The sequence below is a fragment of the Dyadobacter sp. 3J3 genome (genome assembly GCF_009801115.1).
GTDB lineage: Bacteria > Bacteroidota > Bacteroidia > Cytophagales > Spirosomataceae > Dyadobacter.
In genome coordinates this window covers 427,423-451,650 of record NZ_VTOL01000003.1, presented here as the reverse complement: position 1 = coordinate 451,650, position 24,228 = coordinate 427,423, and the positions used below count along the sequence as shown (strand labels likewise).

General features: G+C 39.4%; 20 protein-coding genes. 7 read left to right on the top strand and 13 right to left on the bottom strand.

The window, feature by feature from the left end; genetic code table 11:
* Positions 1-58 precede the first annotated feature (58 nt).
* Positions 59-508, bottom strand: coding sequence for an aminopeptidase P N-terminal domain-containing protein (locus tag FZF08_RS08835; RefSeq protein ID WP_159468267.1), 450 nt, complete (start codon positions 506-508; stop codon positions 59-61).
* A 167-nt stretch (positions 509-675) separates the two neighbouring features.
* Here FZF08_RS08835 and FZF08_RS08830 point away from each other — a divergent pair, with 167 nt between their 5' ends.
* Positions 676-2,496 carry an alpha-amylase family glycosyl hydrolase gene (locus FZF08_RS08830; protein WP_159468266.1) on the top strand — a complete coding sequence of 607 codons (1,821 nt, stop codon included), beginning with the start codon at positions 676-678 and terminating at the stop codon, positions 2,494-2,496.
* A gap of 18 nt (positions 2,497-2,514) precedes the next feature.
* Here FZF08_RS08830 and FZF08_RS08825 read toward each other — a convergent pair whose 3' ends face one another.
* The 3 genes from FZF08_RS08825 to FZF08_RS08815 all read right to left on the bottom strand — a co-directional run bounded on the left by FZF08_RS08825 (position 2,515) and on the right by FZF08_RS08815 (position 6,341).
* Positions 2,515-3,522: a ScyD/ScyE family protein gene (locus FZF08_RS08825; protein ID WP_159468265.1), complete on the bottom strand. Its 1,008-nt coding sequence runs from the start codon at positions 3,520-3,522 to the stop codon at positions 2,515-2,517.
* Positions 3,523-3,592: 70 nt separating this feature from the next.
* The gene (locus tag FZF08_RS08820) at positions 3,593-4,465 is read right to left on the bottom strand and encodes a cytochrome c (RefSeq protein ID WP_159468264.1); all 873 of its coding nucleotides are present in this window, start codon (positions 4,463-4,465) and stop codon (positions 3,593-3,595) included.
* A gap of 316 nt (positions 4,466-4,781) precedes the next feature.
* Entirely contained in the window at positions 4,782-6,341 is a 1,560-nt protein-coding gene (locus FZF08_RS08815) for an acyl-CoA carboxylase subunit beta (protein WP_159468263.1), read from the bottom strand.
* 14 nt (positions 6,342-6,355) lie between these two features.
* Here FZF08_RS08815 and porQ point away from each other — a divergent pair, with 14 nt between their 5' ends.
* Complete coding sequence (gene porQ / locus FZF08_RS08810; protein ID WP_229216465.1) at positions 6,356-7,474, top strand: type IX secretion system protein PorQ; 1,119 nt, start codon at positions 6,356-6,358, stop codon at positions 7,472-7,474.
* 27 nt (positions 7,475-7,501) lie between these two features.
* Here the strand turns inward: porQ and FZF08_RS08805 are convergent, their stop codons facing one another.
* From FZF08_RS08805 to clpB, 6 genes are all read right to left on the bottom strand, one after another.
* The gene (locus tag FZF08_RS08805) at positions 7,502-7,945 is read right to left on the bottom strand and encodes a putative toxin-antitoxin system toxin component, PIN family (RefSeq protein WP_159468262.1); all 444 of its coding nucleotides are present in this window, start codon (positions 7,943-7,945) and stop codon (positions 7,502-7,504) included.
* Entirely contained in the window at positions 7,942-8,145 is a 204-nt protein-coding gene (locus FZF08_RS08800) for a hypothetical protein (protein ID WP_159468261.1), read from the bottom strand. Before FZF08_RS08800 ends, FZF08_RS08805 begins: the two co-directional genes overlap by 4 nt.
* Before the next feature lie 269 nt (positions 8,146-8,414).
* A complete protein-coding gene (locus FZF08_RS08795) occupies positions 8,415-8,759 on the bottom strand; it encodes a nucleotidyltransferase family protein (RefSeq protein WP_159468260.1) in 345 nt (114 codons plus the stop codon).
* 68 nt (positions 8,760-8,827) lie between these two features.
* Positions 8,828-10,330, bottom strand: a complete 1,503-nt coding sequence (locus FZF08_RS08790; RefSeq protein ID WP_159468259.1) for an ATP-binding cassette domain-containing protein — start codon at positions 10,328-10,330, stop codon at positions 8,828-8,830.
* Positions 10,331-10,518: 188 nt separating this feature from the next.
* Complete coding sequence (locus tag FZF08_RS08785; RefSeq protein WP_159468258.1) at positions 10,519-11,070, bottom strand: type 1 glutamine amidotransferase domain-containing protein; 552 nt, start codon at positions 11,068-11,070, stop codon at positions 10,519-10,521.
* 230 nt (positions 11,071-11,300) lie between these two features.
* Positions 11,301-13,907 carry an ATP-dependent chaperone ClpB gene (gene clpB / locus FZF08_RS08780; protein ID WP_159468257.1) on the bottom strand — a complete coding sequence of 869 codons (2,607 nt, stop codon included), beginning with the start codon at positions 13,905-13,907 and terminating at the stop codon, positions 11,301-11,303.
* 236 nt (positions 13,908-14,143) lie between these two features.
* Here clpB and FZF08_RS08775 point away from each other — a divergent pair, with 236 nt between their 5' ends.
* Entirely contained in the window at positions 14,144-14,860 is a 717-nt protein-coding gene (locus FZF08_RS08775) for a glutamine amidotransferase-related protein (protein ID WP_159468256.1), read from the top strand.
* 108 nt (positions 14,861-14,968) lie between these two features.
* On the top strand, positions 14,969-15,490 hold the full coding sequence (locus tag FZF08_RS08770) for a phosphoribosyltransferase family protein (RefSeq protein WP_200837053.1): 522 nt from the start codon (positions 14,969-14,971) through the stop codon (positions 15,488-15,490).
* A gap of 182 nt (positions 15,491-15,672) precedes the next feature.
* On the opposite strand, the gene FZF08_RS08765 is transcribed toward FZF08_RS08770, so the two are convergent.
* The 3 genes from FZF08_RS08765 to FZF08_RS08755 form a co-directional block, all read right to left on the bottom strand.
* Positions 15,673-17,874, bottom strand: coding sequence for an alpha-galactosidase (locus FZF08_RS08765; protein WP_310590587.1), 2,202 nt, complete (start codon positions 17,872-17,874; stop codon positions 15,673-15,675).
* 105 nt (positions 17,875-17,979) lie between these two features.
* Complete coding sequence (locus tag FZF08_RS08760; RefSeq protein WP_159468254.1) at positions 17,980-19,923, bottom strand: KUP/HAK/KT family potassium transporter; 1,944 nt, start codon at positions 19,921-19,923, stop codon at positions 17,980-17,982.
* Between the two features lie 93 nt (positions 19,924-20,016).
* The gene (locus FZF08_RS08755; protein ID WP_159468253.1) at positions 20,017-21,366 is read right to left on the bottom strand and encodes an Nramp family divalent metal transporter; all 1,350 of its coding nucleotides are present in this window, start codon (positions 21,364-21,366) and stop codon (positions 20,017-20,019) included.
* Between the two features lie 150 nt (positions 21,367-21,516).
* On the opposite strand from FZF08_RS08755, the gene FZF08_RS08750 reads away from it, so the two are divergent.
* Genes FZF08_RS08750 through FZF08_RS08740 form a run of 3 tightly spaced genes read left to right on the top strand, consistent with a single transcriptional unit; the run spans position 21,517 to position 24,188 of the window.
* The gene (locus FZF08_RS08750; protein ID WP_159468252.1) at positions 21,517-22,179 is read left to right on the top strand and encodes a metal-dependent transcriptional regulator; all 663 of its coding nucleotides are present in this window, start codon (positions 21,517-21,519) and stop codon (positions 22,177-22,179) included.
* A gap of 19 nt (positions 22,180-22,198) precedes the next feature.
* Positions 22,199-23,275, top strand: a complete 1,077-nt coding sequence (locus tag FZF08_RS08745; protein WP_159468403.1) for an LptF/LptG family permease — start codon at positions 22,199-22,201, stop codon at positions 23,273-23,275.
* 4 nt (positions 23,276-23,279) lie between these two features.
* Positions 23,280-24,188 (top strand): DMT family transporter, encoded by a 909-nt coding sequence (locus FZF08_RS08740; protein ID WP_159468251.1) that lies wholly within the window; start codon positions 23,280-23,282, stop codon positions 24,186-24,188.
* The last annotated feature ends 40 nt before the right edge of the window (positions 24,189-24,228 follow it).

The window sequence follows — 24,228 nt, the reverse complement described above, 5'->3', positions numbered from 1 at the left end:
GGAATTCAAAAATAACTTTGTCAAATTTTGAAAGATCTGGTGCATAACGATCAAAGTCCTATGCATTGTAGGCATGCGAAAAACCCGATGCTTTCACACCTTCAATACCAAGTCGTTTGCCGGTCCATTGCTCTCTTCGCGCATCTTTTTTCTGTACAAAAAACAGCTCGTTATAAGACTGGCTAGCAGAATCTTTCTGGTTTTCTTTAAAAATCAGCAGTACCGAATTCGGTTCTGTATATCCGCTGAAATAATACAGATCGGGATTTGGATGATATTTATAATCAACGTCGTTGGAGAAATTCCGGACCGGATAAGCAAAAATGGCCATTACGGAATTTGCGGGAAGTAATTTCCTGAGTGCATCTCTTCTCCCTTTGTGAAAGTCTTTGGTAAGATAATCCGCAGGAACTGGTCCTTGGGCGAAGCAGACCGTAATACAAACGGATAAAAACAGGAAGGTGATTTTCGTTTTGATCAAAGCCTTTTGGAGGTGTAATTTTTTCAATGTTTCTGGTATATTTATATTGAATAGACTGAAATACAAATTGTTGTGATTTTATTCGGGTTGAACTTCGAATTGTTTCAGCATTTGATAAGATCGAAAATACTGAATTGTTTTCTTTTTTCCTTTTTTTACGACTATCCGGTTGATCATCAGTAAATTTATTTATCATGGGAAATTTTAAATCAACGGCAGAACTGGATTTTCAAAATTTGATCAAATCGGAATATTTCCCCTCGCCGGATGCCTGGGAAGATCAGGTTCTATATTTTTTGCTGCTTGACCGTTTTTCTGATGGACAAGAAAAGGGATTTGTTGATAACGATGGTCATGTTGTAAACGTCGGGAATACTGCCAAATATCTGCCAACAGATTTTGAAAATGCAATTCAAACCACTCAGGATGCGGAAATTTGGAGTGAAGCCGGACAGAAATTTGTCGGAGGAAATCTTTCAGGTTTAAAAAGTAAAATCGGATATCTGAAACGCTTGGGGATTTCGGCAATCTGGATCAGTCCGGTGTTCAAACAAGTAAGGTCGCAGGAAACTTATCATGGATACGGAATTCAGGATTTTCTGGATATTGAACCACGTTTTGGTTCTACGGAAGATCTGGTGGATGTTATTAAAACTGCTCACGATCACGGAATTTATGTGATCCTCGATATTATACTAAATCATAGCGGAGATGTTTTTGGTTACGTAAATGGTCAGCCGGACTATCAAAACGGAAAAACCTTTCCGGTTGAAGGATTTAGAAATGCCGCAGGAACTCCGGATCTGCCACTTGATTTTGTTGGAGACGATAAATATCCCGACGCTGCGATATGGCCAAAAGAACTGCAAACCACTGAAAGTTTTACCCAAAAAGGAAAAATAATTCACTGGGATGATAGCCCGGAATTTCTGGAAGGTGATTTTGAAGTGCTAAAAGATTTGCATCATGGTTCCGGGCCTGTTGATAATTATAGTCCATCAGAAACATTGAAAGCGCTAACCCAGGCATATAAGTACTGGATCGCTGTTACGGATATTGACGGTTTTCGGATTGATACCGTAAAACATATGGATCCGGGAGCGACCCGATATTTTGCCTCGGTGATAAAAGAATTTACAATGTCGATCGGAAAAGAAAATTTTTACCTGATCGGAGAAATAACCGGTGGGCGTCAACGTGCTTTTGACACGCTTGAAATAACAGGATTGAATGCTGCGCTGGGTATTGACGATATTCCTGACAAAATGGAATATATGGTAAAAGGCTACCGTAACCCGACGGATTACTTCAATCTATTTAGAAATTCAGAACTCGTTCACAAAGAATCACATATCTGGTTTCGAAACAAAGTGGTAACACTTTTTGACGATCATGATCAGGTAAGAAAAGGCCAGAATAAAGCACGTTTTTGTGCCAATGATTCGGGTACGCTATCGCTTGTTGCGGTTATTGGGTTAAATCTTACTTCTCTCGGTATTCCATGTCTTTATTATGGAACTGAACAAGGTTTTGACGGAAAGGGCGGCAATGACCGTTACATCCGGGAATCTATGTTTGGAAAAGATTTTGGTGCTTTCAGAAGTAAAGATGTTCATTTTTTCAATGAAGAAACTCCATGGTTTCCAGAAATTGCAAAGATTGCTGCAATAAGAAAAGAGCACCTTGCTTTAAGAAGAGGTCGTCAGTATTTAAGACAGATTTCAGGTAACGGAACAGATTTTGGTTATCCAGTTTTAATGGGTGACCGGATGAGTTCAATCGTGGCGTGGTCACGGATTTGTAATGATCGGGAGATTTTATGCGCATTCAATACTGACCAGCGAAATGAAACGATTGCCTATGTCACCATTGATGAAAGTCTGCATGAAATTGATTCTAACCTGAAATGTCTATATGCCTCTGCTCCAAGTCCGGTCCAGCTTAATGTTGAAACAAGAAATGGCAAGGCGGTTCGCCTCACCATTCCTCCTGCCGGTTTTGTAATTTATGGTTGATGATGAAAATGCAGACAATCAATAAGTTAGTTTGAAAACTTTGGATAAGGCCAACGAAACATAGTAATAGGTTTTATCGCCTGTTCTTTCCAGATCTGTTGGCATCATTAATCCGCCTGTGATCACGGTTCTGTCGTCACTTTGTATTTGCCCTGTAAAAGGAGCAAAATTCGGAGGTGTTGTTGCAAAAGAAAATTCAGCGAAGGAAACAACAAGTGGCTTGTTTCCTGGTGTAAGAACAATGTCGACCAAAGTAGTAAATCCTGATTTGTAAGGCGATATTTCCCCGCTTGTGCTAACCTGTTTAATTGTAGCCAAACCCTTAATAAATGGCCCGCCGCTAAGCGAAGTGACAAGGAATTTGGATCCGTCATAAACAATGCCGGTTGGTACAAAATCGATGGTATCCGTTGGTGTGTAATAGGGCTCGAATTCAGCAAAAATAGTTAATGATTTGTCCGCAGCACGATGTACTATGGCATTAGCAGCCGCATCTGTAATATAAAGATCGCCTTCCGGTCCCCAGGTCATGTTGAATAAATTAGACTCATGCTTGGGGATTTTGAAGTTAGAACCCAAAACAAATGCACCTATGGATTCAGATGCCAATGTGCTTGCATCAATAGCAGGATCGGTTCCTGGTTTGAATTTGGAAATATCTGCGATGAATAATTTACCATCGGCCCCATGTAAAATATAAAGTTTTCCATCTTTATAAGTCAAATGAGTCAGTCCACTTGGAGCCATTTCAGGACTGATAACAGAATTAAAGCCCGTGATGCCGGGGTGAACTTTTCCATCAGGAGTAATTACAGAAATTTTGCCGGTTTTTCCTGAACCAGTTCCCTGCTCTGTTATCCATAAATTATTACTGGCGTCATGGGTTATTCCAAGAGGTGCCGCAAATCCACTTGCAACTTCATCGGATTTGAATTGTGTAGGTTCCTGAAATATATCATGATCCGTACAACTGGCGGCAAGAAAAGTAAGGAAAAGGAAATTGCGTAGAAATGGTAAGGTTTTCATAGACAATATTTATTTGGTGGATAAACAATAATTTAAGTTTATTATCAAAAGTGGGTTTTATGAAATTGGTTTACCGCAGACCGTGCAGATAGGTATAAATTGCATCTAGTTCTTCATGTGTGTAGGTGAAGGATTTCCATGGCATTGCAGGACTTAACTGCTTTCCATCTGGCCTTTTTCCGGTTTGAAGCGTGGTAACAAAACCTTCGGAATTCCATTTTCCTAAATTTCCTGTCGAACTTATATCCGGAATGTTGGGCTCATCGGGACCATGCGCTTTTGCTCCTTTAAAACTGGCTGTATGGCAGCCAGTACATGTTATTGCCAGATATTTTCCATATTCCGGTGTAACAGAAGCTTTAACGACATCGACAGGAACGGCATTATGATCAATTTTTTCAGCGGGAAAAAGTGGAAACTGATTAAAAAAAGTAAGTACTCTGCCTAGTGGTTTTAGAGATTTTTTTCGATTTATTTTATTAATGGGAGGGCGTGATTTCACATAACTGATCAGTGAAGCCATATCTTGATTTGATATCTGGTAGATCTCATGCGATGGCATAAACCAGAGTGAGCGGTTATCTTTTCCAAGCCCATGACGCAAAGTCCTGATCCAGTCTGAATCCTTATAATCAATGCCGCCTTTTCCCTTGGTAATATTGGGACTATACAGAATTCCAATAGGAGACTTGTCATCAGCAAAGGCCAGTCCTCCTGATAAATCCGTTCCGTGACAACCCGTACAAGCCCGGATTTCTGCCAAATGTTTCCCTTTTATAAGCGATATGCTGTCCGTAGGAATAACCAAATCCTGAACTTTAACTTCATAGACTTTATTGACCCGTGATTCTATATTGAAATAGATGTAGATGTAAAAGGCAAAAAGTAAGACAAGAAGTCCACCAATGACAACACCTGCCCATTTTAGAATTTTAGTGATCATAGCCTTAAAGAAGTTTGCGATTCAATCAATCCAAAAAACCTTTCAATTGTAGATAGTCAGCGTTTTGAAAAAGAATAAATCAAATAAATGGTTTTGATTAGTATGTTGAAATATAGGAATATAATTGATTGTCAGTCAAGTAAGTATGAGTAATCGGTAGGTGTTTTGATTTAACGGTTTGCTGAAATCTATTTTTCTGACAAAGACATTATAATTTGAGACACAAACCAAAAGCCCTGTTATTTCTCTTAGTTGAGAAGATAACAGGGCTTCCTTATTTGGAATATTTTAAATTATTTTTATTTGAAAAGCATTCTTATAAAGGAATGTTTCCATGTTTTTTTCGGGGCAATGTAGCGACTTTATTTTCCAGCATACCAAATGCACGGATTAATTTTTCCCTGGTTTGTTCAGGATAAATAACCTCATCAATATATCCCCGATGAGCTGCGCGATATGGATTGGCAAACTTTTTGGTATAAGCATCAATTTTCTCCTGCAATTTTTTAGCCGGGTTTTCTGATTCTGCGATTTCTCTTTTGAAAATAATTTCAGCGGCACCGCTTGCACCCATAACGGCAATTTCAGCAGTTGGCCAGGCAAAATTCATATCGGCACCAATATGTTTGGAATTCATAACGTCATACGCGCCGCCATATGCTTTTCGGGTAATGACCGTGATGCGCGGAACGGTAGCTTCGCAGAATGCATATAATAATTTGGCTCCGTTGGTAATGATTCCGTTCCATTCCTGGTCGGTACCAGGCAAAAATCCGGGAACATCTTCCAATACGAGCAATGGAATATTGAAACAGTCACAAAAACGGACAAATCGCGCAGCTTTTTGACTTGCATTAATGTCCAGAACGCCCGCTAAAACAGCAGGCTGATTGGCTACTATTCCAACACTTCTGCCTGCAATTCTTGCAAAACCGACAACGATATTTTCAGCAAAGTTTTTGTGTACTTCAAAAAAAGTTGCTGTGTCCGTCAGTTCCTCAATCACTTCACGGATATCGTAAGGTTGGTTTGGATTTTCCGGAATAATATTATTTAAACCTGGCCGGGATTCACTTGCTGGCTCATAAGCTAATGCGGGTGCGTCATCTTCACAGTTTTGGGGAAGGTAACTTAGTAATTTTTTAATATTCAGCAGACATTCAACTTCATTAGGTGCTACAAAATGGGTAACGCCGGATTTCGTAGCGTGGGTCATGGCACCACCTAGTTCCTCGGAAGTAACGTCCTCATGTGTAACTGTTTTGACAACGTTTGGTCCGGTCACAAACATATAACTGCTATTCTCTACCATCATGATAAAATCCGTAATGGCAGGGGAATAAACAGCTCCGCCAGCGCATGGGCCCATAATGGCTGAAATTTGAGGAATAACGCCGGAAGCTAAGGTATTTTTATAAAAGATATCGGCATAGCCGGCCAGCGAAAGCACACCTTCCTGAATTCGTGCTCCGCCCGAATCATTCAGACCAATAACAGGTGCGCCGTTTTTCATGGCAAGATCCATGATCTTACAAATTTTCTCCGCATGTGTTTCAGAAAGAGAACCGCCGAAAACCGTAAAATCCTGGGCAAAAATGTAGACTAATCTTCCGTTGATTTTACCATAACCGGTGATGACACCATCACCCAGATAATGCTCTTTGTCCAGGCCAAAATCCCGGCTTCTGTGCATAACGAATTTACCTATTTCTTCAAAAGAACCCTCGTCGAGCAGGATAGAAACTCTTTCACGGGCTGTTAATTTTCCTTTTGCATGTTGCGTTTTAATTCGGTGTTCGCCGCCTCCAAGGTCAGCTTCTGCGTTTTTTTTATCTAATTGATCTTTTTTCGAAACTGCGGCAGACGTTGATTCCATGTAATACAGACGATATGGTTACATTTGTTTTTGAACAGATTCATAAATATAATGTCATTTTAACGGATTCAGGAAATTTTTGCATTTCTATGAGGCAGATTGGTACGGGCTTATCTTTTTTACCGGTTTTTATTTTCCTGATTTTGGGAAAAAGCATCGCGCAAACAACCGGTGGGGAAAGCGGGCTCAACTTCTTGCAACTTCCGTCGCAGGCAAAAAGTACAGCGCTTGGGTCAAATCATATGACGATTTCCGGAAATGATCCTGCATTATTTTTGCAAAATCCGGCTTTGCTTGACTCATCCAAAGAAGATCAGGTTTCTGTTAATGTGATGCCATATCTGGCGGATACCAAATTTCTAAATCTTGCTTTTGGCAACAAAGTGAAACGAACATCCGGAACCTGGGCCGTAGGTTTGCAGTATCTGAATTATGGTACCATTACAGAAACGGATGCTTCGGGTAACATAATTGGAGAATTTCGGGCTGCGGATTATGGGTTATCTGCCGGTTATGGACAAACCGTTGGTGCTTTTACGCTTGGCGGTTCGGCCAAATTTGTCGGTTCTTCCATTGAATCCTATCATGTATATGGATTGGCTTTTGACTGGGGAGGCGTTTTCAAACACCCGAATCAGGACTTAACAATAGGTTTCGTCGTAAAAAACCTTGGATTTTTAAAACAGAACTTCACGGGAGCGAATACACCGGTTTTACCTTTGGATCTCAGAATGGGAATAACGTTCAAACCAAAATACATGCCGGTTAGATTTTCAGGAACAATCCATCATCTCAATCGTTTCGACATGGTTTATAATGATCCGAATTTGTTTTTTACTTATGACATTAATGGAGCCAGAATCCCCAGAAAAGTGGGCGTTACAGAAAAATTGGCACGTCATTTATCCATCGGAGCAGAATTATTGCTGGATAAAAACTTTAAAATTTTGCTGGGTTATGATCATTTAAAAAGACAGGAGTTGAAATTATACAACGCAGGCGGATTGGCTGGATTTTCATTTGGCGCCTGGCTTCGTGTAAAACGATTTGAAATCAGTTATGGACGGGCGCAGTATACGCCTGGATTTGGGAGCAGTTCTTTGTCAATTTTGATGAATTTGAAGAAGTCCTAGCTGAATGTTAAAATCGCTCGCTGAGTCTTATTTTGATTGTATTATAAGTTTATACAACTCTTCTGTTGTTATAAACTTATTCCACTTTTTCTTTTGCAATCCTTTCAATAATTCTTTGTCGCCACTCCATAATTTTGCCTTGGAGTGCTCTGTTAAAGCAATGAATTCTGTGTCATCTTTATCAATATCATGCGTTAATCTTTCAGATTTTAGGTAAACTTCCTTTGAAATGAGCCTGACATTAATAAATCGGATCCGTCCTGTAATTAGTTGAATTATTCTGACAAGCTCCTCTTCTGAATATCCGGAAATCTTTTTGATTTTATCTCTGTGTTCACCAATTTCACTCAGTAATTGCTCCGTTGAATAAAAGTTTAGTCTGGATTTAGGTGAAAGTAATATTTGTGCTATCCTGCTATTTGTGTTAAGAATTGCACTGAATGCAATATTAGTGTCCACAACAATCCTCATAAACCAATCTTAGACTTGGTTTTAGCCCACCTATCTATTTTTATTTTTTTAACCAAATCATCAACTTCCTGCTGAGTAGCTGCTGAATTTTTAGATAATTCTTTAAATTCAAATAAATCTGCCATATCCTGTAAATCATCTAAATTAGTGTTGACTGGTAAACGGAAGATTACCTCGTCCTTTGTTCTTTCTATGATCATGGTTTTTTATTTAAATATACAAAAAAAGTAGTGCGTCGTCAGGGCCAAAATCTAATGGTAATTAATATATAATCGAAGTTATATCATTTTAACGAAATTATGAAAGGCTATTATGTAGATATGCGATCTTTGCATAAAGATTTGTCAACCAGTATTTAATAAGTGTTTTTCTTGTAAAATTAAGTGGATTTTTGAAAAGACTTATTGGATAATCAGGAGATGAGTTTATAGTCGAATGGAGAACTGCTCTAATTTAAAAAGAGAGGTTATCAATTTTCGCTTAGTAAATTATGTTTTACATTGACAATTGTCTGATACTGATAAACGAGTTTTCTCTGTTTATTAATTGAGCCTCTAAAATATGGATTTTTAATTGCTTGTTCTTCTAACAGATCAATGGGTCTTTCTAAAATATGTTGAAGAGAAAATTTTAAATCAAAATAATTATCTGCATATTCCTCAGTTTCAATCTCTTCAAAATCTACAATCAAATCAATATCGCTTTCACTATTAAAATTATCTGTCAAAACTGAGCCAAAAGCGTATAAGCTTTTAACCTTGTGAGTTTCACAAAGTTTAATAATAGCAGAGGAATATAATTCGAGCCTTTCCATATTTCAGCATGATCTTGAACGTGTTACAAAAATACCTATTTGTTTGTTCTCAATCGTTAACAAAGGTACTACCTGTTTTCAACCACTTCCCCCTTCTCCAACTTCAAAAACTTCGTCACGCAGGAAGGAATCTCATTCACATAATGTGAAACATAGATCAAAGTCCTTTCCGGTGTGTCGCAAATTGCATCAACGACTGATTTGAAATATTCAATTGAAATGTTATCCAATCCCTGGCAAGGTTCGTCGAGAATTAATAGGGGTGGGTTTTTTACCAAAGCTCTTGCCAATAAAACCAAGCGTTGTTCTCCTTTGGAAAGCTGGGAAAAATCCTTTTCTATTAAAGAATGTACGTGAAGAAGTTCAGCAACTTCATGAACCCGTTCAATTTGTATTTCAGTGAGTTTTTTGAAAAATACACCCGTTGCGTCAAAAAAACCGGATGCTATGGTTTTGAAAACAGTTGTGTTTTTTGGGAAATAAAGATGAAGTTCAGGAGAAACGTGACCAATTTTCTGTTTGATGTCCCAAATCGAAGCCCCAATTCCACCGCGTTTTTTATCAAATAAATCAAAATCATTTGCAAAACGCTGCGGATTATCTGCTGTGATAATACTTAGCAAAGTGGATTTGCCTGAACCGTTTGCGCCAGATAAAGCCCACTTTTCTCCTTTGCTGATTTTCCAGTTTATACCTTTCAAAATCGTATCCTGACCATAAGTAACCTGAATGTTTCTCAGATCAAACGCAACTTCAAAATCCTTGAAATTCGGTTCTCCGAAGCTTGCCAGTTTTTGCGGATCAGGTTTTGGAAAAGCATCAGCGATATAGTTTGTTATCTTAAAATCATCAACCGAAATCAATTTTGCGATTTTGCCATGATTTATTTCAAGAATATTGGTAACACAGGGAGGAATCTCTGTGGCGGACGTTGCAATGATAATGGTGACGCCCGACTGCGCCAATTCACTTAATGCATTTCTCAAAACCTCACGGGAATGAACATCCAAACCACTGAACGGATGATCAAGAAGTAATATTTTTGGATGTTTTAAAAGTGATTTTGCCAATAGCATCCGCCGTGTTTCGCCATTTGATAAAGTAACAAAAGGATGATCCAGCAAATGAGAAATTGATAATAATTCACTTACTTTTTTTAATTGTTCTTCATTCACTTTGGACGGGGCAAGATGCACGGAATTTTCATTAACCGTACCAACAGGTTTCAGCTGATCAGTTAAAATCGCCCGAACCGAAGGTGCTCTTTCTGCTTCATAAGCGTGAAAACGCTGCTGATAATATTCTGCTCCGGCACTTACGATGCGGTTGAAAGAATAATCGTTCGGTACAAACTCAATAATTTCACGAACCGGCTGATCAAATCCATAACTTAATTTTCCTTTTGAAACCGGCCACTTCCCAGAGATAATATCCAATAATGTTGTTTTTCCAGATCCGTTTTGGCCAATTATGGCCCAATGTTCTCCGGTCTCTATTTTCCAGTTAAAATCTGTTAATACGGTTGTGTCGTACTTTTTTACAAAAATATTTTCTAGTGATAGCTGAGTCATATGGAAGTATTCAAATCAAAATTAGTCTTTCGGGTAGCTGCTATATTTAGCCGGTTACATTTATTGAACAAAGATTGTGAAGTTTGATAAGAATCAAAAGGTGAAAGTGCCTATAAAAAAGAACACCCGACTCGGCTTGGGCAGAATCAGGTGTTTGGAAAAAAGCTATTATTGAGTTCCAGAAATTACTATTGATGTAGTTCCATATTGAATTCTTTCATCATTTGATTGATAAAAGCGGGTAAATCATCCGTTCTTCTACTAGTAACCAGACCGTTGTCTGATACTACACTTTTGTCAGTCCAAATTGCTCCTGCATTTTCCAGATCGTTTTTAATGGCTTCATTGGAAGTTAAAGTTCTACCTAAAACGACATCTGCATTAATCAGAATCTGAGGGCCATGGCATATGGCTGCCACCGGCTTGTGATTCATAAAAAACGATCTTACGAATTCAACTGCTTTGGAATTTATTCTTAACGCATCCAGACCCATCACGCCGCCAGGTATCACCAAGGCGTCATAATAATCTGCTCTTGCGTTGTCCAGGGGCACATCTACTTTATGTGTTCCGCCCCAATCAACATGATTCCAGCCTTTTACCGAATCCTTATTAGGTGATATAATATGGGTTGTCGCACCATTTTTGTCCAGAGCTGCCCTTGGACAAGTCATTTCTACCTGTTCAAATCCGTCGGCTACCAAAATAGCAACCTTGATTACATTTGATGTCGAGTCCATAATTATATTTATTTGAATTATTGCATGAAATTTTTTGATAAAATAATGATCACAAATAATATGCCAAGACAAAACGGGAATAATTGAGGATTTTTCATTTCAAGATCGGAAAGATCTTTCACAACGGAGTCTAACTTACTAAGTGTTAAGTTACAATAAATCAGGGATAAGTAAAAGAAATAGCGCAACAAAATTTGCTGCGCTATTAAATAATCTAAAATTGACTGAAATTATATTTCTACACCACCAACATTTTCAAAAATAAGCTCTCCGTTGGCATTTAGTTCCATCATGATCACAGAATCTCTGGCAACCTGGCCGCTCAAAATTCCCTTTGAAAGCTCATTCAGAATTTTGCGCTGCAACACTCTTTTCAAAGGTCGCGCTCCAAAGGCAGGATCAAAACCTTCTTCTCCAAGTTTGGTCAATGCTTCTTCGCTGGAATCTAACGTCACACCTTGTTCAAGCAACATTTTCTGAATTCCTTTAAATTGTATATCAACAATTTTCCGGATATTTTTCATCGATAGCGGTTCAAACAAAACAATCTCATCGATCCGGTTTAAAAACTCGGGACGAACCGAAGCTTTCAACAAATCAAGAACACCTTGTTTGGCTTCTTCTACGATCAATGCGTGGTTCCAGCCTTCATCTTCTGCAAATTTTTCCTGAATAATATGGCTTCCAATATTGGAAGTCATGATGATGATCGTGTTTTTAAAATTGGCAACACGGCCTTTATTATCAGTCAAACGACCTTCATCCAAAACCTGCAAAAGTATATTCCAAACATCCGGATGGGCTTTTTCAATCTCATCCAAAAGAATAACACTGTAAGGTTTCCGACGAACTGCTTCTGTTAATTGTCCGCCTTCATCATAACCCACATAACCAGGAGGGGCTCCAACCAGACGACTTACCGCATGGCGTTCCTGATATTCACTCATGTCGATACGAACCATCGAATTTTCGTCATTGAACAAATATTCAGCAAGCGTTTTTGCCAATTCAGTTTTACCCACACCTGTTGGCCCAAGGAAAAGGAAACTTCCCAAAGGACGTTTCGAATCCTGCAAACCAGCACGGCTCCTACGAACTGCGTCAGATACCAAAGTAATGGCTTCATCCTGTCCTGCAACACGTTGATGCAAATGATCTTCCAGATGCAAGAGTTTTTCCTTATCACTTTGCAGCATTTTCACCACCGGGATTCCTGTCCATTTGGCTACAACTTCTGCAATTTCTTCCGGAGTCACTTCTTCCTGCATCAGGCTTTCTGCGCTTTCTGATGCCTTTAAAGCCTCCAGTCGACTATTTGCCTCAGGAATTCGGCCATATCGGATCTCTGCTACTTTCCCAAAATCACCGCTTCTTTCGGCTTGTTCAGCCTCCAGACGTAGCTGTTCAAGCTGCTCTTTAAGTGTACGAACCTCGTTAACTTTTCCTTTTTCATTTTCCCAAAGTGCTTTCAGACTATTCCGTCTTTCACTCAGGTCAGCGATTTCTTTGTTTAAAATCGTTTCTTTTTCTTTATTATTTTCACGGCGAATTGCTTCACGCTCTATTTCGAGCTGCATCACTTTACGGTTCAGCTCATCAAGCTCTTCGGGAACGCTATCCATTTCCAGACGGAGTTTCGACGCAGCTTCGTCCATTAAGTCGATTGCTTTATCTGGTAAAAAACGGTCACTGATGTAACGGGTCGAAAGTTCAACCGCCGCAATCACAGCGTCATCCTGAATTCTCACGCCGTGGTGTAATTCATATTTTTCTTTAATACCACGAAGGATACTGATGGCATCAGGAATGCTGGGCTCGTCCACCATCACAGCCTGGAAACGGCGTTCCAGTGCTTTATCCTTTTCCATGTATTTCTGATATTCTTTCAGCGTTGTCGCACCAATCGCATGCAATTCACCACGGGCCAAAGCCGGTTTTAGTAAATTTGCTGCGTCCATAGCTCCTTCACCGCCACCACCGGCACCGATCAGTGTATGAATTTCATCAATAAACAATACGATTTCACCTTCCGAATCGGTAACTTCTTTGATAACAGCTTTCAGACGTTCTTCAAATTCTCCTTTGTATTTGGCACCTGCGATAAGCAAGCCCATATCCAGAGAAGCGATAATTTTGGATTTTAAATTTTCAGGTACATCACCCTGAACAATCCTTTGGGCAAGTCCTTCCACAATCGCCGTTTTCCCAACTCCGGGTTCTCCCAGAAGGATCGGATTGTTTTTAGTACGGCGACTTAATATTTGTAAAACCCGCCTGATTTCTTCATCACGGCCTATAACCGGGTCAATTTTACCCGCTTTGGCAAGTTCATTGAGGTTTTTGCTGTAACGTTCAAGGGAACGGTATTTGGCTTCTGCGTTTTGATCTTTCACGGGATTATTTTTTCCTCTAAGTTCTTTAATGGCGTTTATAAGCTCTTTTTCTGTAAAACCCACTTCTTTTAACATGGTGGCTGTGGAATCTTTTCCACTAACAATTCCCAGTAAAAGAAGCTCGATACTTATGAATTCGTCTCCAAATTCTTTCAAGTAATTTTGTGCTTTCGCAGTAGCAGCTGCCAGGTCATTTCCTAAAAAAGACTGACTGGTTCCGCTTACGCGAGGATAACTATCAAGTATTTTTTGCAGACGGTTGTTTAAAACATCTACACTAATATTTAATTGATTAAGGATAAACTGAGACGTGTTTGGATCTTCCTCCAAAATGGATTTGACAACATGTCCTGTTTCTATAGCCTGCTGCTGGTTACCCTGAGCCATTTGTGCGGCGTGTTGTATGATTTCCTGCGCCTTGATGGTATATTGGTTAAAATTCATGGCGGTATTTAGTTGATTAATTGATAACATTATAATCTGATCAAACAGTGTGCCGGGACAAGAAATCGGAAATAATGTCGTGTTTTTTAAATTTTAATGTGAATATACGTCAAAAAGTCATGCTTGATAGTTTCCTCCGTTTATTGGTCATATTTCATTTCAAATCTTTTATTATTTCTTAATTTTAAAGCAATATTGAGCCTTAAGCCCTGGCAATAATTAATCTGTTATTTTTAATGAAAATCGGTCTTTTAGAATGTGATCATGTCCGTGACGAATTTTTGCCCATCGCCGGAGATTACCGTCAGATGTTTCCTGCATTGTTTGCTTCCGTTACGTCTCACTGGCAATTCGAATTTTTTGATGTTTGTAATGGAAATTTTCCTTCTTCGGTTGATGCTTGTGATGTCTACATTTGTACCGGATCAAAGTCTTCTGTATATGACGGTGACGACTGGATCGAGAATCTAAAAGCATTTGTCAGGGAAATATTTCATGCAGGAAAAATATATATAGGCGTTTGTTTCGGGCATCAGATTTTGGGTGAAGCGTTGGGTGGCGAAGTAAGAAAATCAGATGTGGGCTGGTGTGTTGGCGTTCATTCTTTTGAAATACTGCAAATCCAAAATTGGATGAAACCTCAGTTATCATCTTTCAATCTATTGATGATGTGCCAGGATCAGGTTTTGAAATTGCCTCCCGAAAGTATTTTATTGGCACAAACTCCCGATTGTCCGTATGCCATGTTTCAGGTTGGCGAAACGATGCTTGGAATACAGGCACATCCTGAATTTCCCAAAGCTTATGACAAGGCATTGATGGAATTAAGAGTGGAACGAATCGGAGAACAAAAAGTTGAAATGGGAATAATGAGCCTTGAATTACCAACATCGGAAAAACAATTTGCTCAATGGATCGTCAATTTTGCGGAGGTTGATAAGATCAAGAAATAGCTATTATTTAGTTTAATTTTTTGTTCTCAGAAGATTATAAGATTTTTACAAAAAAAAAGACAAGCAGTATAAGTTGAAGAAAACCCGAATATTTTGAACGACATTAAAATGGAAATTACAAATATAGATACACACCGACAAATATTGACTTCTCTGCAAACCCGTCAAAAAATCCGGCGGATCGCTTTTGAGATCTATGAACAAAATTTTGAAGAAAGTGCTATCATCCTGGCTGGTATAGCAGGAGAGGGATATCAGTTTGCAAAAATCCTTACAGAAGAGTTAAAGTGCATTTCACCGCTTGATGTGAAACTGGTTGAACTTCGTTTCGACAAAACAATTCACTGGCAAAGTGAAATCCATTTTGACGATGACTCAGTTTTGCTGGAAAACCAGGTTGCAGTAGTTGTGGATGATGTTTTAAACACCGGACGTACCCTGGCATTCGCTCTTGAACCGTTTCTTAAAGTGAGAATGAAAAAAGTGCAAGTTGCCGTGATCGTAGATCGTGAGCATCATTTATTCCCGGTATCTGCCAATTATGTAGGATATTCATTAAGCACAACCATCAGTGAAAGAGTAGAAGTAATCCTGAGTCGTCCCTCCGAAGAAGGTGTGTACCTCAGGTAGGGGCGACCCTTGTGGTCGCCCGTTTGAGCCCAAAATTATTTATAATTTTGGGCTCAAACACAATTTGCAAAATATGTTAATGGTTATAGTTATCCAAACGACGGATTATTTATTCCGTTTGATTTGCGTTGGAATAAATTACCATGGTTATTTATTCCAACGGGCGACCACAAGGGTCGCCCCTACGGCACCATCACAATCTCTACCACCACACTCGTTCTCCTCGCATTCACGACCGGGTTAAATCCAACTGTCATCAAATATTCACCTGAATAAATCTGGTCTTCCTTCAAGGCAGATTTCGTTTCCGGATATAAATTCAATTCCTTCACTTTGTAATTTTTAGAAGCGTCCAAACCTTCCAGGCGGAAAGGCGTGTCTGAGCCATCGCCATTTCTGTTACCGACTAAATAGGAAAATAAAATCGCTTTGGATTTGTTTTTTGCAGCAAACATCAAAGCCGCGTAGTCATTTTTCTTAGGATCAACCAACCGGAACAAATCGCCCTGGAAAATTACGTCCTTCACCCTATTATAAGTTGAAACCACCTCCTGACTGAATTTTAAATCTTTTTCACTCAAATGACTTACTACAATATCATAACCTAAACGGCCCATCATCGCCACATCCGTACGGAATTTTAAAGGTTGTTTTCCCCAATCCGTTACGTGTGCACTTTGTGCGATAGCAGGGAAAAAGTAAGAATATTCCCATTGCATAAAAATCCTTTCCAGAGGATCCGTATTATCACTAGGCCAGAATTCTGTGAAATATTTCAATGCTTCGTAATCCACCCGACCTCCGCCACCTGAGCAGAGCATCATCGGGACTTTTGGATATTTTGCACGCAATTTTTCCAAAACTTTATATAAGCCTTTTACATAATCAACATAAAATTGAGATTGTTTTTGCTTGGTTTTTTCGAGATAAGGCGAGTAAGCATTAAAAGTAATCGCGTTACAATCCCATTTTATATAAGCGATATCTGGATTTTCCGTGAACAGTTTGTTTAAAATTCCATAGACAAAATCCTGAACCTCTGGATTTGACAAGTCCAACGGAAGCTGGTTGCGCATATAATGTTCCGGGCGCTGCGGTTGTTTGATCACCCAGTCAGGATGTTTTTCATACAATTCACTTTTAGGGTTTACCATTTCAGGCTCCACCCAAATACCAAATTTTATCCCTGTTTTCTGTGCTTCCTTGACAAGATAACCGATTCCATGGGGCAATTTCTTGACATTTTCCTGCCAGTCGCCTAAGCCAGCTTTATCATTATTTCTTGGATATTTGTTGGCAAACCAGCCATCATCCAATAAAAATAGATCGACGCCAAGCTTTTTGCCATCTTTGAAAAGTTCTGAAAGTTTGTCTTCATTAAAATCAAAATATGTAGCTTCCCAATTGTTTAAAAGTGTCATTCTTGTTCCTTCGCCATCCAGAATTCTATATTTCCTGGCCCAGTTGTGCAAATTGCGGCTTGCCTCGCCTTTTCCATTTTCCGAAAAAGTATAAATGAAAGATGGCGTTTTGAATTCCTGTTTGGAAGCAAGCGGATATTCGGAAGCGTAAGGATTAATACCAGCAATAAGACGCAAATTATGATAGGAATCTACTTCAAAATCCATCTTGAAGTTTCCTGACCATGCTAATGTTCCCAACAATACTTTACCTTCCGTTTCCGTAGCAGGTTTATCAAATGATAAAGAAAAACTTGGCGGTTGGAAAAGATTGGCACGTGTACCCAGTTTTGAATCCAATACGCGAATCCCTGCTGTCAGCAGTTCTTCTTCAGGATTCATTTCCTTGGCCCAGGTTCCGTTATAATGCGTCAGGTAGTAATCTTTTGCTATGAAATAAAGATTGGCAGAGGCATATTTTTGAAGCGTTACCGGATTTTTTTCTTCGCTTTTAATCACATTCCATTGTTCAACGACGTTTTCCTGAAAGTAGGTTTTGTAAAAAAGTGTCACCTCAACAGGATAAACCGGGTCCTTTAAAATGATGCTTGTAATACTTACATTATCATTTTCTTTTGTTGTTTTATGACTAACATAAACAAGATCCAGTGATTTATTTCCATCACCATGCGTAAGCTGAAGCGCAGGTTCTGATATATTCCAGGTACCGGCAGGCGTGTAAGCGGAATTGTAGATACCGGCGTTTCCATCATGCTGCCGACTTTGAGAAGGAATGGATTTATACTCGGCAGATTGACTTAATTTCTTTCCAAAATAAATAATGCCGAGATGGTTTTCAGTATCCGTTTGGAGTACCAGCGCATTTTGTCGGGTTTCAATCGGAATAGTGGTGGGTTGAATTTGGGCAAAGGAACCAGTTCCCACAACGATCAAAAGTAGGGAGTGGATAATTTTTTTATACACAACTGACAAGATTTAAAAATTGATTAATTAAATATCAAAAGGATCAATACCCCTCAATCATACTGAGTAATATTGATCCTTTAAAAATAATAGTAATGATTTAATCTAAACGTAAACTCTTCTCAGTTTTACATTTTCAACCGGACGGATAATCAGAGGGACTTTTTCTATTTTCACAGAACTGCTATCCAGGCCAAACCATTTATCTTCCGGCGTTGTAAAATCTTTCACGAAAAAGTAAGTTTTCATAACCATTTGTTCGATAAAAGGCAGATCGTTCTCAAAGGATAGGAACCGTTCTAAAACGACAAAACGAAAATCTCCGGTAACATTCTGACGACTCAATGATTCGTAACGACTGGTAATATCTACTTCTTTGTTCATTACCATATCTTCCACAACTTTACGGAAAAACAGGTTAATGCGTTGTTCAACCCTGAATCCAAGTTTGAAATTTACCTTGATAACCGTTTCATCATCATCAATGGTATTAACCTTGTATTCCATTGTGTACGGATCATCTGTTGTGTCTACGTGTATAAACCAATAAATATCAGCACGTTTCGGTCGCTTTTGAAAAATGGAATAAATCACTTTTGTTTCAATTTCTGAAACTCGGGAAGCATTCGTCATGAAAACCAAATGCGTTGTATATTTAGGAATACTGATATCCCGGCTCAATTCCTTTAGGGCAGGCAAATAGGATTCGAGTTTGGTATATTCGGTTAAACGCAATTTGATATAAAAGGCGCGAAGCCAAACCGACATCAATCCGGCAACCAGAACGCCCACCAGAATTGTAAACCAGCCTCCATGCGTAAATTTCAATAGATTGGCACCAAGGAAAAGTCCTTCAATGGAGAGATAAAGCAGCATGAATACGATTACAATCCACAGATTCACTCTTTTCAGGTATAGGTAATAAGAGAAGAGGATTGTGGTCATAATCATTGTCATCGTAATGGCAAGTCCATAGGCAGCTTCCATATTGGAAGATTCCTTGAAATAAAATACCACTACCATGCAGCCCAGCCACAGAAGCCAGTTTACGCTCGGCACATATAGTTGGCCTTTCTGGTCGCTTGGGTACACCAAACGTACTTTTGGCCAGAAATTCAGACGGATAGCCTCCGAAATCAAAGTGAAAGAACCTGAGATTAAAGCCTGACTTGCAATAATGGCAGCCGAAGTCGCAATGACAATTCCTGGGAGCAACCACCAATCCGGCATTACTTCGTAAAAAGGTTTGCGTTCATTGAGCATATTTCCAACTTCAGAAAGTAGCCATGCACCTTGTCCAAAATAATTCAGCACAAGACAAATTTTGACAAATACCCAGCTCACACGAATGTTGGCCCGGCCACAATGTCCAAGATCTGTATATAATGCTTCTGCTCCTGTTGTACAAAGAAAAACAGCTCCAAGCATCCAGAAGCCACCTGGATGTTTCGTCAGCAATTCATAGCCATACATTGGATTTAATGCTTTGAATATTTCCGGATGGTCCATTACCTGATACAATCCCAAAACACCGAGCATTGAAAACCATGTGATCATAATGGGTCCGAATGCGCGTCCAACGATTTTCGTTCCAAAAGCCTGAATCAGGAAGATTCCCGTTAGGATGGCAATAACAATCGGAATGGTTTGAATATTTGGATAAAGGATCCGGAGTCCTTCAACGGCAGAGGAAACGGAAATGGGTGGCGTAATAATTCCGTCAGCCAGCAGCGTACTTCCTCCAATAATGGCAGGAACAGTAAGCCAGCGTGCATGTTTCCGCACCAGCGCATACAAAGCAAAAATCCCGCCTTCGCCACGGTTATCGGCTCGAAGTATCAGGATTACGTATTTTACTGTGGTTTGTAATGTCAAAGTCCATACGATGCAGGAGAGGGCACCGTAAATGATTTCGTCTGAGATAACTTCTTTGCCAATAATGGCCTGCATTACATAAAGCGGCGATGTACCTATGTCTCCATAAATAATTCCGAATGCAATAAGAATACCGGCAGCAGAAATTTTATCAAAATTGTGTTTGGGTTCCATTCATTTTTGCTCTAAAAACGGCGAAAGTTAGGAAACCGCAGGCAAAGAAGGTACTCGTAAGCCAAAATTTAATTTCTTGGTCCTTATGTACATTTAAAAAAGAGTACGGAATAGCAGATAACCATTTAATAAAATGATGATTAGTGTCACAACCCAACTAAGAATTGTAATTCCTCCTGAATTGGCAAAATTGCCCATAATTTTCCGATTGGCAGTAAAAAGTACCAAAGGCACCACAGCAAAACTTAACTGAAGGGAAAGAATAACCTGACTGAAAACAAGCAATTCTGCCATGCCTTTTTCACCATAAAGCGTTGTTACGATTAATGCGGGAATAATGGCAATGGCTCTTGTAATCAACCGGCGTATCCACGGTTTCAGCCGAATATTTAAAAATCCTTCCATTACAATTTGTCCTGCCAATGTACCGGTTAGTGTTGAACTTTGTCCGGATGCAAGCAGTGCCAAAGCAAAGAAAATACCGGCCATACTTACACCAAGTAACGGGTCAAGCAAATGATAAGCATCTGTGATATCGGCCACTTCGCGATGTCCATTTTGATGAAATGCAGCAGCAGCAAGGATTAAAATAGAAGCATTAATAAAAAATGCAAGTCCCAGAGAAATCGTAGAATCGATGGTAGCAAATTTAATTGCCATCTTTTTCCCTTCTTCGTCTCTTTTGAAATTTCTTGTTTGTACAATGCTGGAATGCAGGTATAAATTATGAGGCATCACTGTTGCTCCCAAAATTCCGATTGCGATATAAAGCATTCCCGGATTGGTAATGATCTCTGTTTTTGGAAGAAGTCCACCCAGTATACCGGAAACCGATGGTTGGGAAACAATCATTTCATACATAAAGCTCAGCAAAATGATTCCCATTAATGCACCAACAATACTCTCAATAATTCTGAACCCTTTTTGCTGGAAATATAAAACAAGCAGTACATCCAGTGAAGTAAAAATAATGCCGACTGTCAGGGGAAGGCCAAATAATAAATTTAATGCAATGGCAGATCCTATCACTTCCGCAAGATCGGTTGCTGCAATGGCTATCTCCGATAAAATCCAAAGTACAAAAGAAACCGGTTTGGAATAATAATCCCGGCACGCCTGAGCCAGATCCCGGCCTGATGCAATACCCAGCTTTAAAGCCAGATGTTGTAACAACATGGCAAATAAATTGGAAACCAGAATAACCGTAAGTAAGGTATAACCAAAGCGTGAACCGCCTTCGATATCCGTTGCCCAGTTGCCAGGATCGATATATCCAACGGCCACCATGAGCCCCGGGCCCGTAAAAGCGAGCAGTTTTTTCCAAAAGCCAGCGCCTTCCGGAATATTTATTGAAGCGTGAACTTCCGACAACGAAGCAAGTTTATTGGTATCGTCTGTGATGTTTTTAAGCAATGAATCCCTGGTAGTTAAATTGTCAAACATTTTTCGAATGTCTAAAATAAACAATTTGGTTTATTGAAAACAAAGGTAAGGAAATCTTTAAATCAATTTTTAGGTTAATCTAAATTTTTTTAAATCCGATTAGTAAATTGTACTTTTGCTGACATATTGAGGTTTTGGGATAAACATACGATGCAGAACTCGTTCACAGAAGAAAATTATTTGAAAATTATTCATGCTCTTTCCGGGCGTGAAGGGCTTGAGGTAAGTACCAATGCTTTGGCAGAAAGTACTTCCACACGTGCTGCGTCCGTTACAGATATGCTGCGCAAGCTTGCAGAGAAAGGATTGATACATTACAAAAAGTATCAGGGAGTAAGACTGACCGAATCCGGTGAAAAAGTTGCAATCAATGTAATTCGTAAACATCGCCTTTGGGAAGTGTTTTTGGTCGAAAAACTTGGTTTTGGCTGGGATGAGGTACATGATATTGCCGAAGAGCTTGAACATATTCCATCGGATCATCTGGTAGAACGTCTGGATTCATTTCTGGGACATCCCCGTTTTGATCCGCACGGCGACCCGATTCCGGATGCAAAAGGAAATCTTACCGAGCCCGATTATCTGATTTTAACCGATGTTGAAATCGGAGAAAAAGTACGGATGATGGGCGTTCTGGATCACGCGCCTTCGTTTTTACAGCATCTGGACAGAGCCGGGATTACGCTTGGATGTACTTTGGAAATAAAGGAAATTAATGAATATGATAAATCGGCATCTGTACAGATTGAGGATAAACAAACGTTATTTATAAGTCTTGAGGTTTCTAAAAATTTATTAGTACAACGCCGATGAGACTTTCCCAGCCATGAGATTGAAAATATTAGATCGTTATCTGATCAAGAATTTCCTGATTACTTATTTTTTCGTAGCCTTTGTGATCGTACTGATCATTTGTATGATCGATTATACAGAAAAGGTGGACGATTTTCTTGAAAAGAAAGCGCCAATTAATGAAATCCTGGTTGATTATTACCTCAATCTGATTCCTTACTGGATTAATTACATCAGTCCGCTGATGGTTTTTATTGCCACGGTTTTCTTCACATCCAGAATTGCGGCACGGACAGAAATTGTGGCTATGCTAAGCAGTGGAATCAGTTTTGGGAGAATTTTATTTCCGTATCTGGTCGGTGCTGCTGTACTTGGCGCTGTTACATTTGTGCAGGTGGGCTGGATTTTACCAAAAGCGAATAAGATCAGGAATACGTTTGAAAAAACCTATGTCAAAAATGAGTTTACTTTTAGTGGACGCAATGTCCATATAACAATTGCCCCCGATGTATATGCCTATCTGGAAAGTTATAATAACGCGACCAAGACTGGCAATAAATTTACGATGGAAACGATCAAAGGGAATAAACTTCTTCAGAAACTTTCCGCTGATAAGATTGTATGGCAGCAAAAAAGTCAAAAATGGCAGCTCCAGAACATTCAGGTGAGAACTATTGACAGTCTGAGTGAAAAGCTGAGCTATCCCAAGGATATGGATACGACGATAAATCTTTCTCCAAAGGACTTTGAGAGTGATTTTAATCTTTACGAAACCTTCACACTGCCGGAATTAAATAACTATATTGAATTACTTCGAAGCAGGGGAGCGGATGGGCTGGAAGTTTATCTTATTGAAAAATATGTCCGTTTTACCCAGCCTTTTGCCATTTTAATTCTTACTTCCATTGGTGTAATCGTTTCTGCCCGTAAAAGTAGACGTGGTGTGGGCTGGCAAATTGCACTCGGGTTTATGCTGGCGTTTATTTATATCCTCTTTTTCCTGTTATCAAAAGGAGTTGCAGAGGCCGGAACGGTAAGTACATTATTTGCGGTTTGGCTGCCTAATATTGTGTTTTCCTTCATTGGATTGCTGCTTTATAAAACATTACCAAGATAACTTTATGTTCACATCCACAACGTTCAGGTCGTATTTGCATCTGCATTTTTTGGTGCTGATCTGGGGTTTTACAGCCATCGTCGGCCTGATGGTTTCCGTATCTCCCATAGCGCTGGTTTTTTACAGAACCTTTTTGGCGGGTCTGGGTTTGGCTGTTGTTATGCTTGTTAAAAAAAAGAAGTTTGATGTGACAGGAGCAGATCTTCGCAGAATGTTTTTTGTAGGATGCATTTTATCATCGCACTGGATACTTTTCTTCGCCGCTGCACGGGTTTCTACGGCATCAGTTTGCTTGGCCGGAATGGCTACAACTTCGCTCTGGACCAGTTTAATTGAACCTTTGGTTAACCGTCGTCCTGTAAAACCGCTGGAAGTTGGTCTGGGGATTTTGGCTTTTGCAGGTTTGTATGTTGTTTTTCGGTTTGAGTTTGATCATGCGTTAGGATTGGGGCTGGCACTGGCATCGGCGTTACTGGCAGCTATGTTCACGGTTGCAAACAGTCGATTAGTTCAAAGAATTGATGCTTTTACAATCACTTTTTATGAAATGGTTGGAGCCAGTTTATTTTCTTTATTGTTTCTGATTATTGCAGAATCGCAGGGTTGGACAAATAATATGCCGGTTTGGCCAAAAGGACAGGACTGGATCTGGATTTTATTTCTTGCGTGGATATGCACGGTTTATGCGAGTACAATGGCTACGCAGCTCATGAAACAGTTTTCGGCTTACCTTATTAATCTGACCATCAACCTGGAACCGGTTTATGGAATTGCACTTGCTTTTTTCTATTTCGGAGAAAAGGAAAGAATGACGCAGGGCTTTTACATGGGAACAATTTTAATCCTGCTCGCAGTACTTTTGTACCCCATATTGAACGGCAAAACTTTTCAAAAAAGGACAAAAACTACTTAATTAACATATTACTACTATTTTTGTCCCATCAACAAATTTA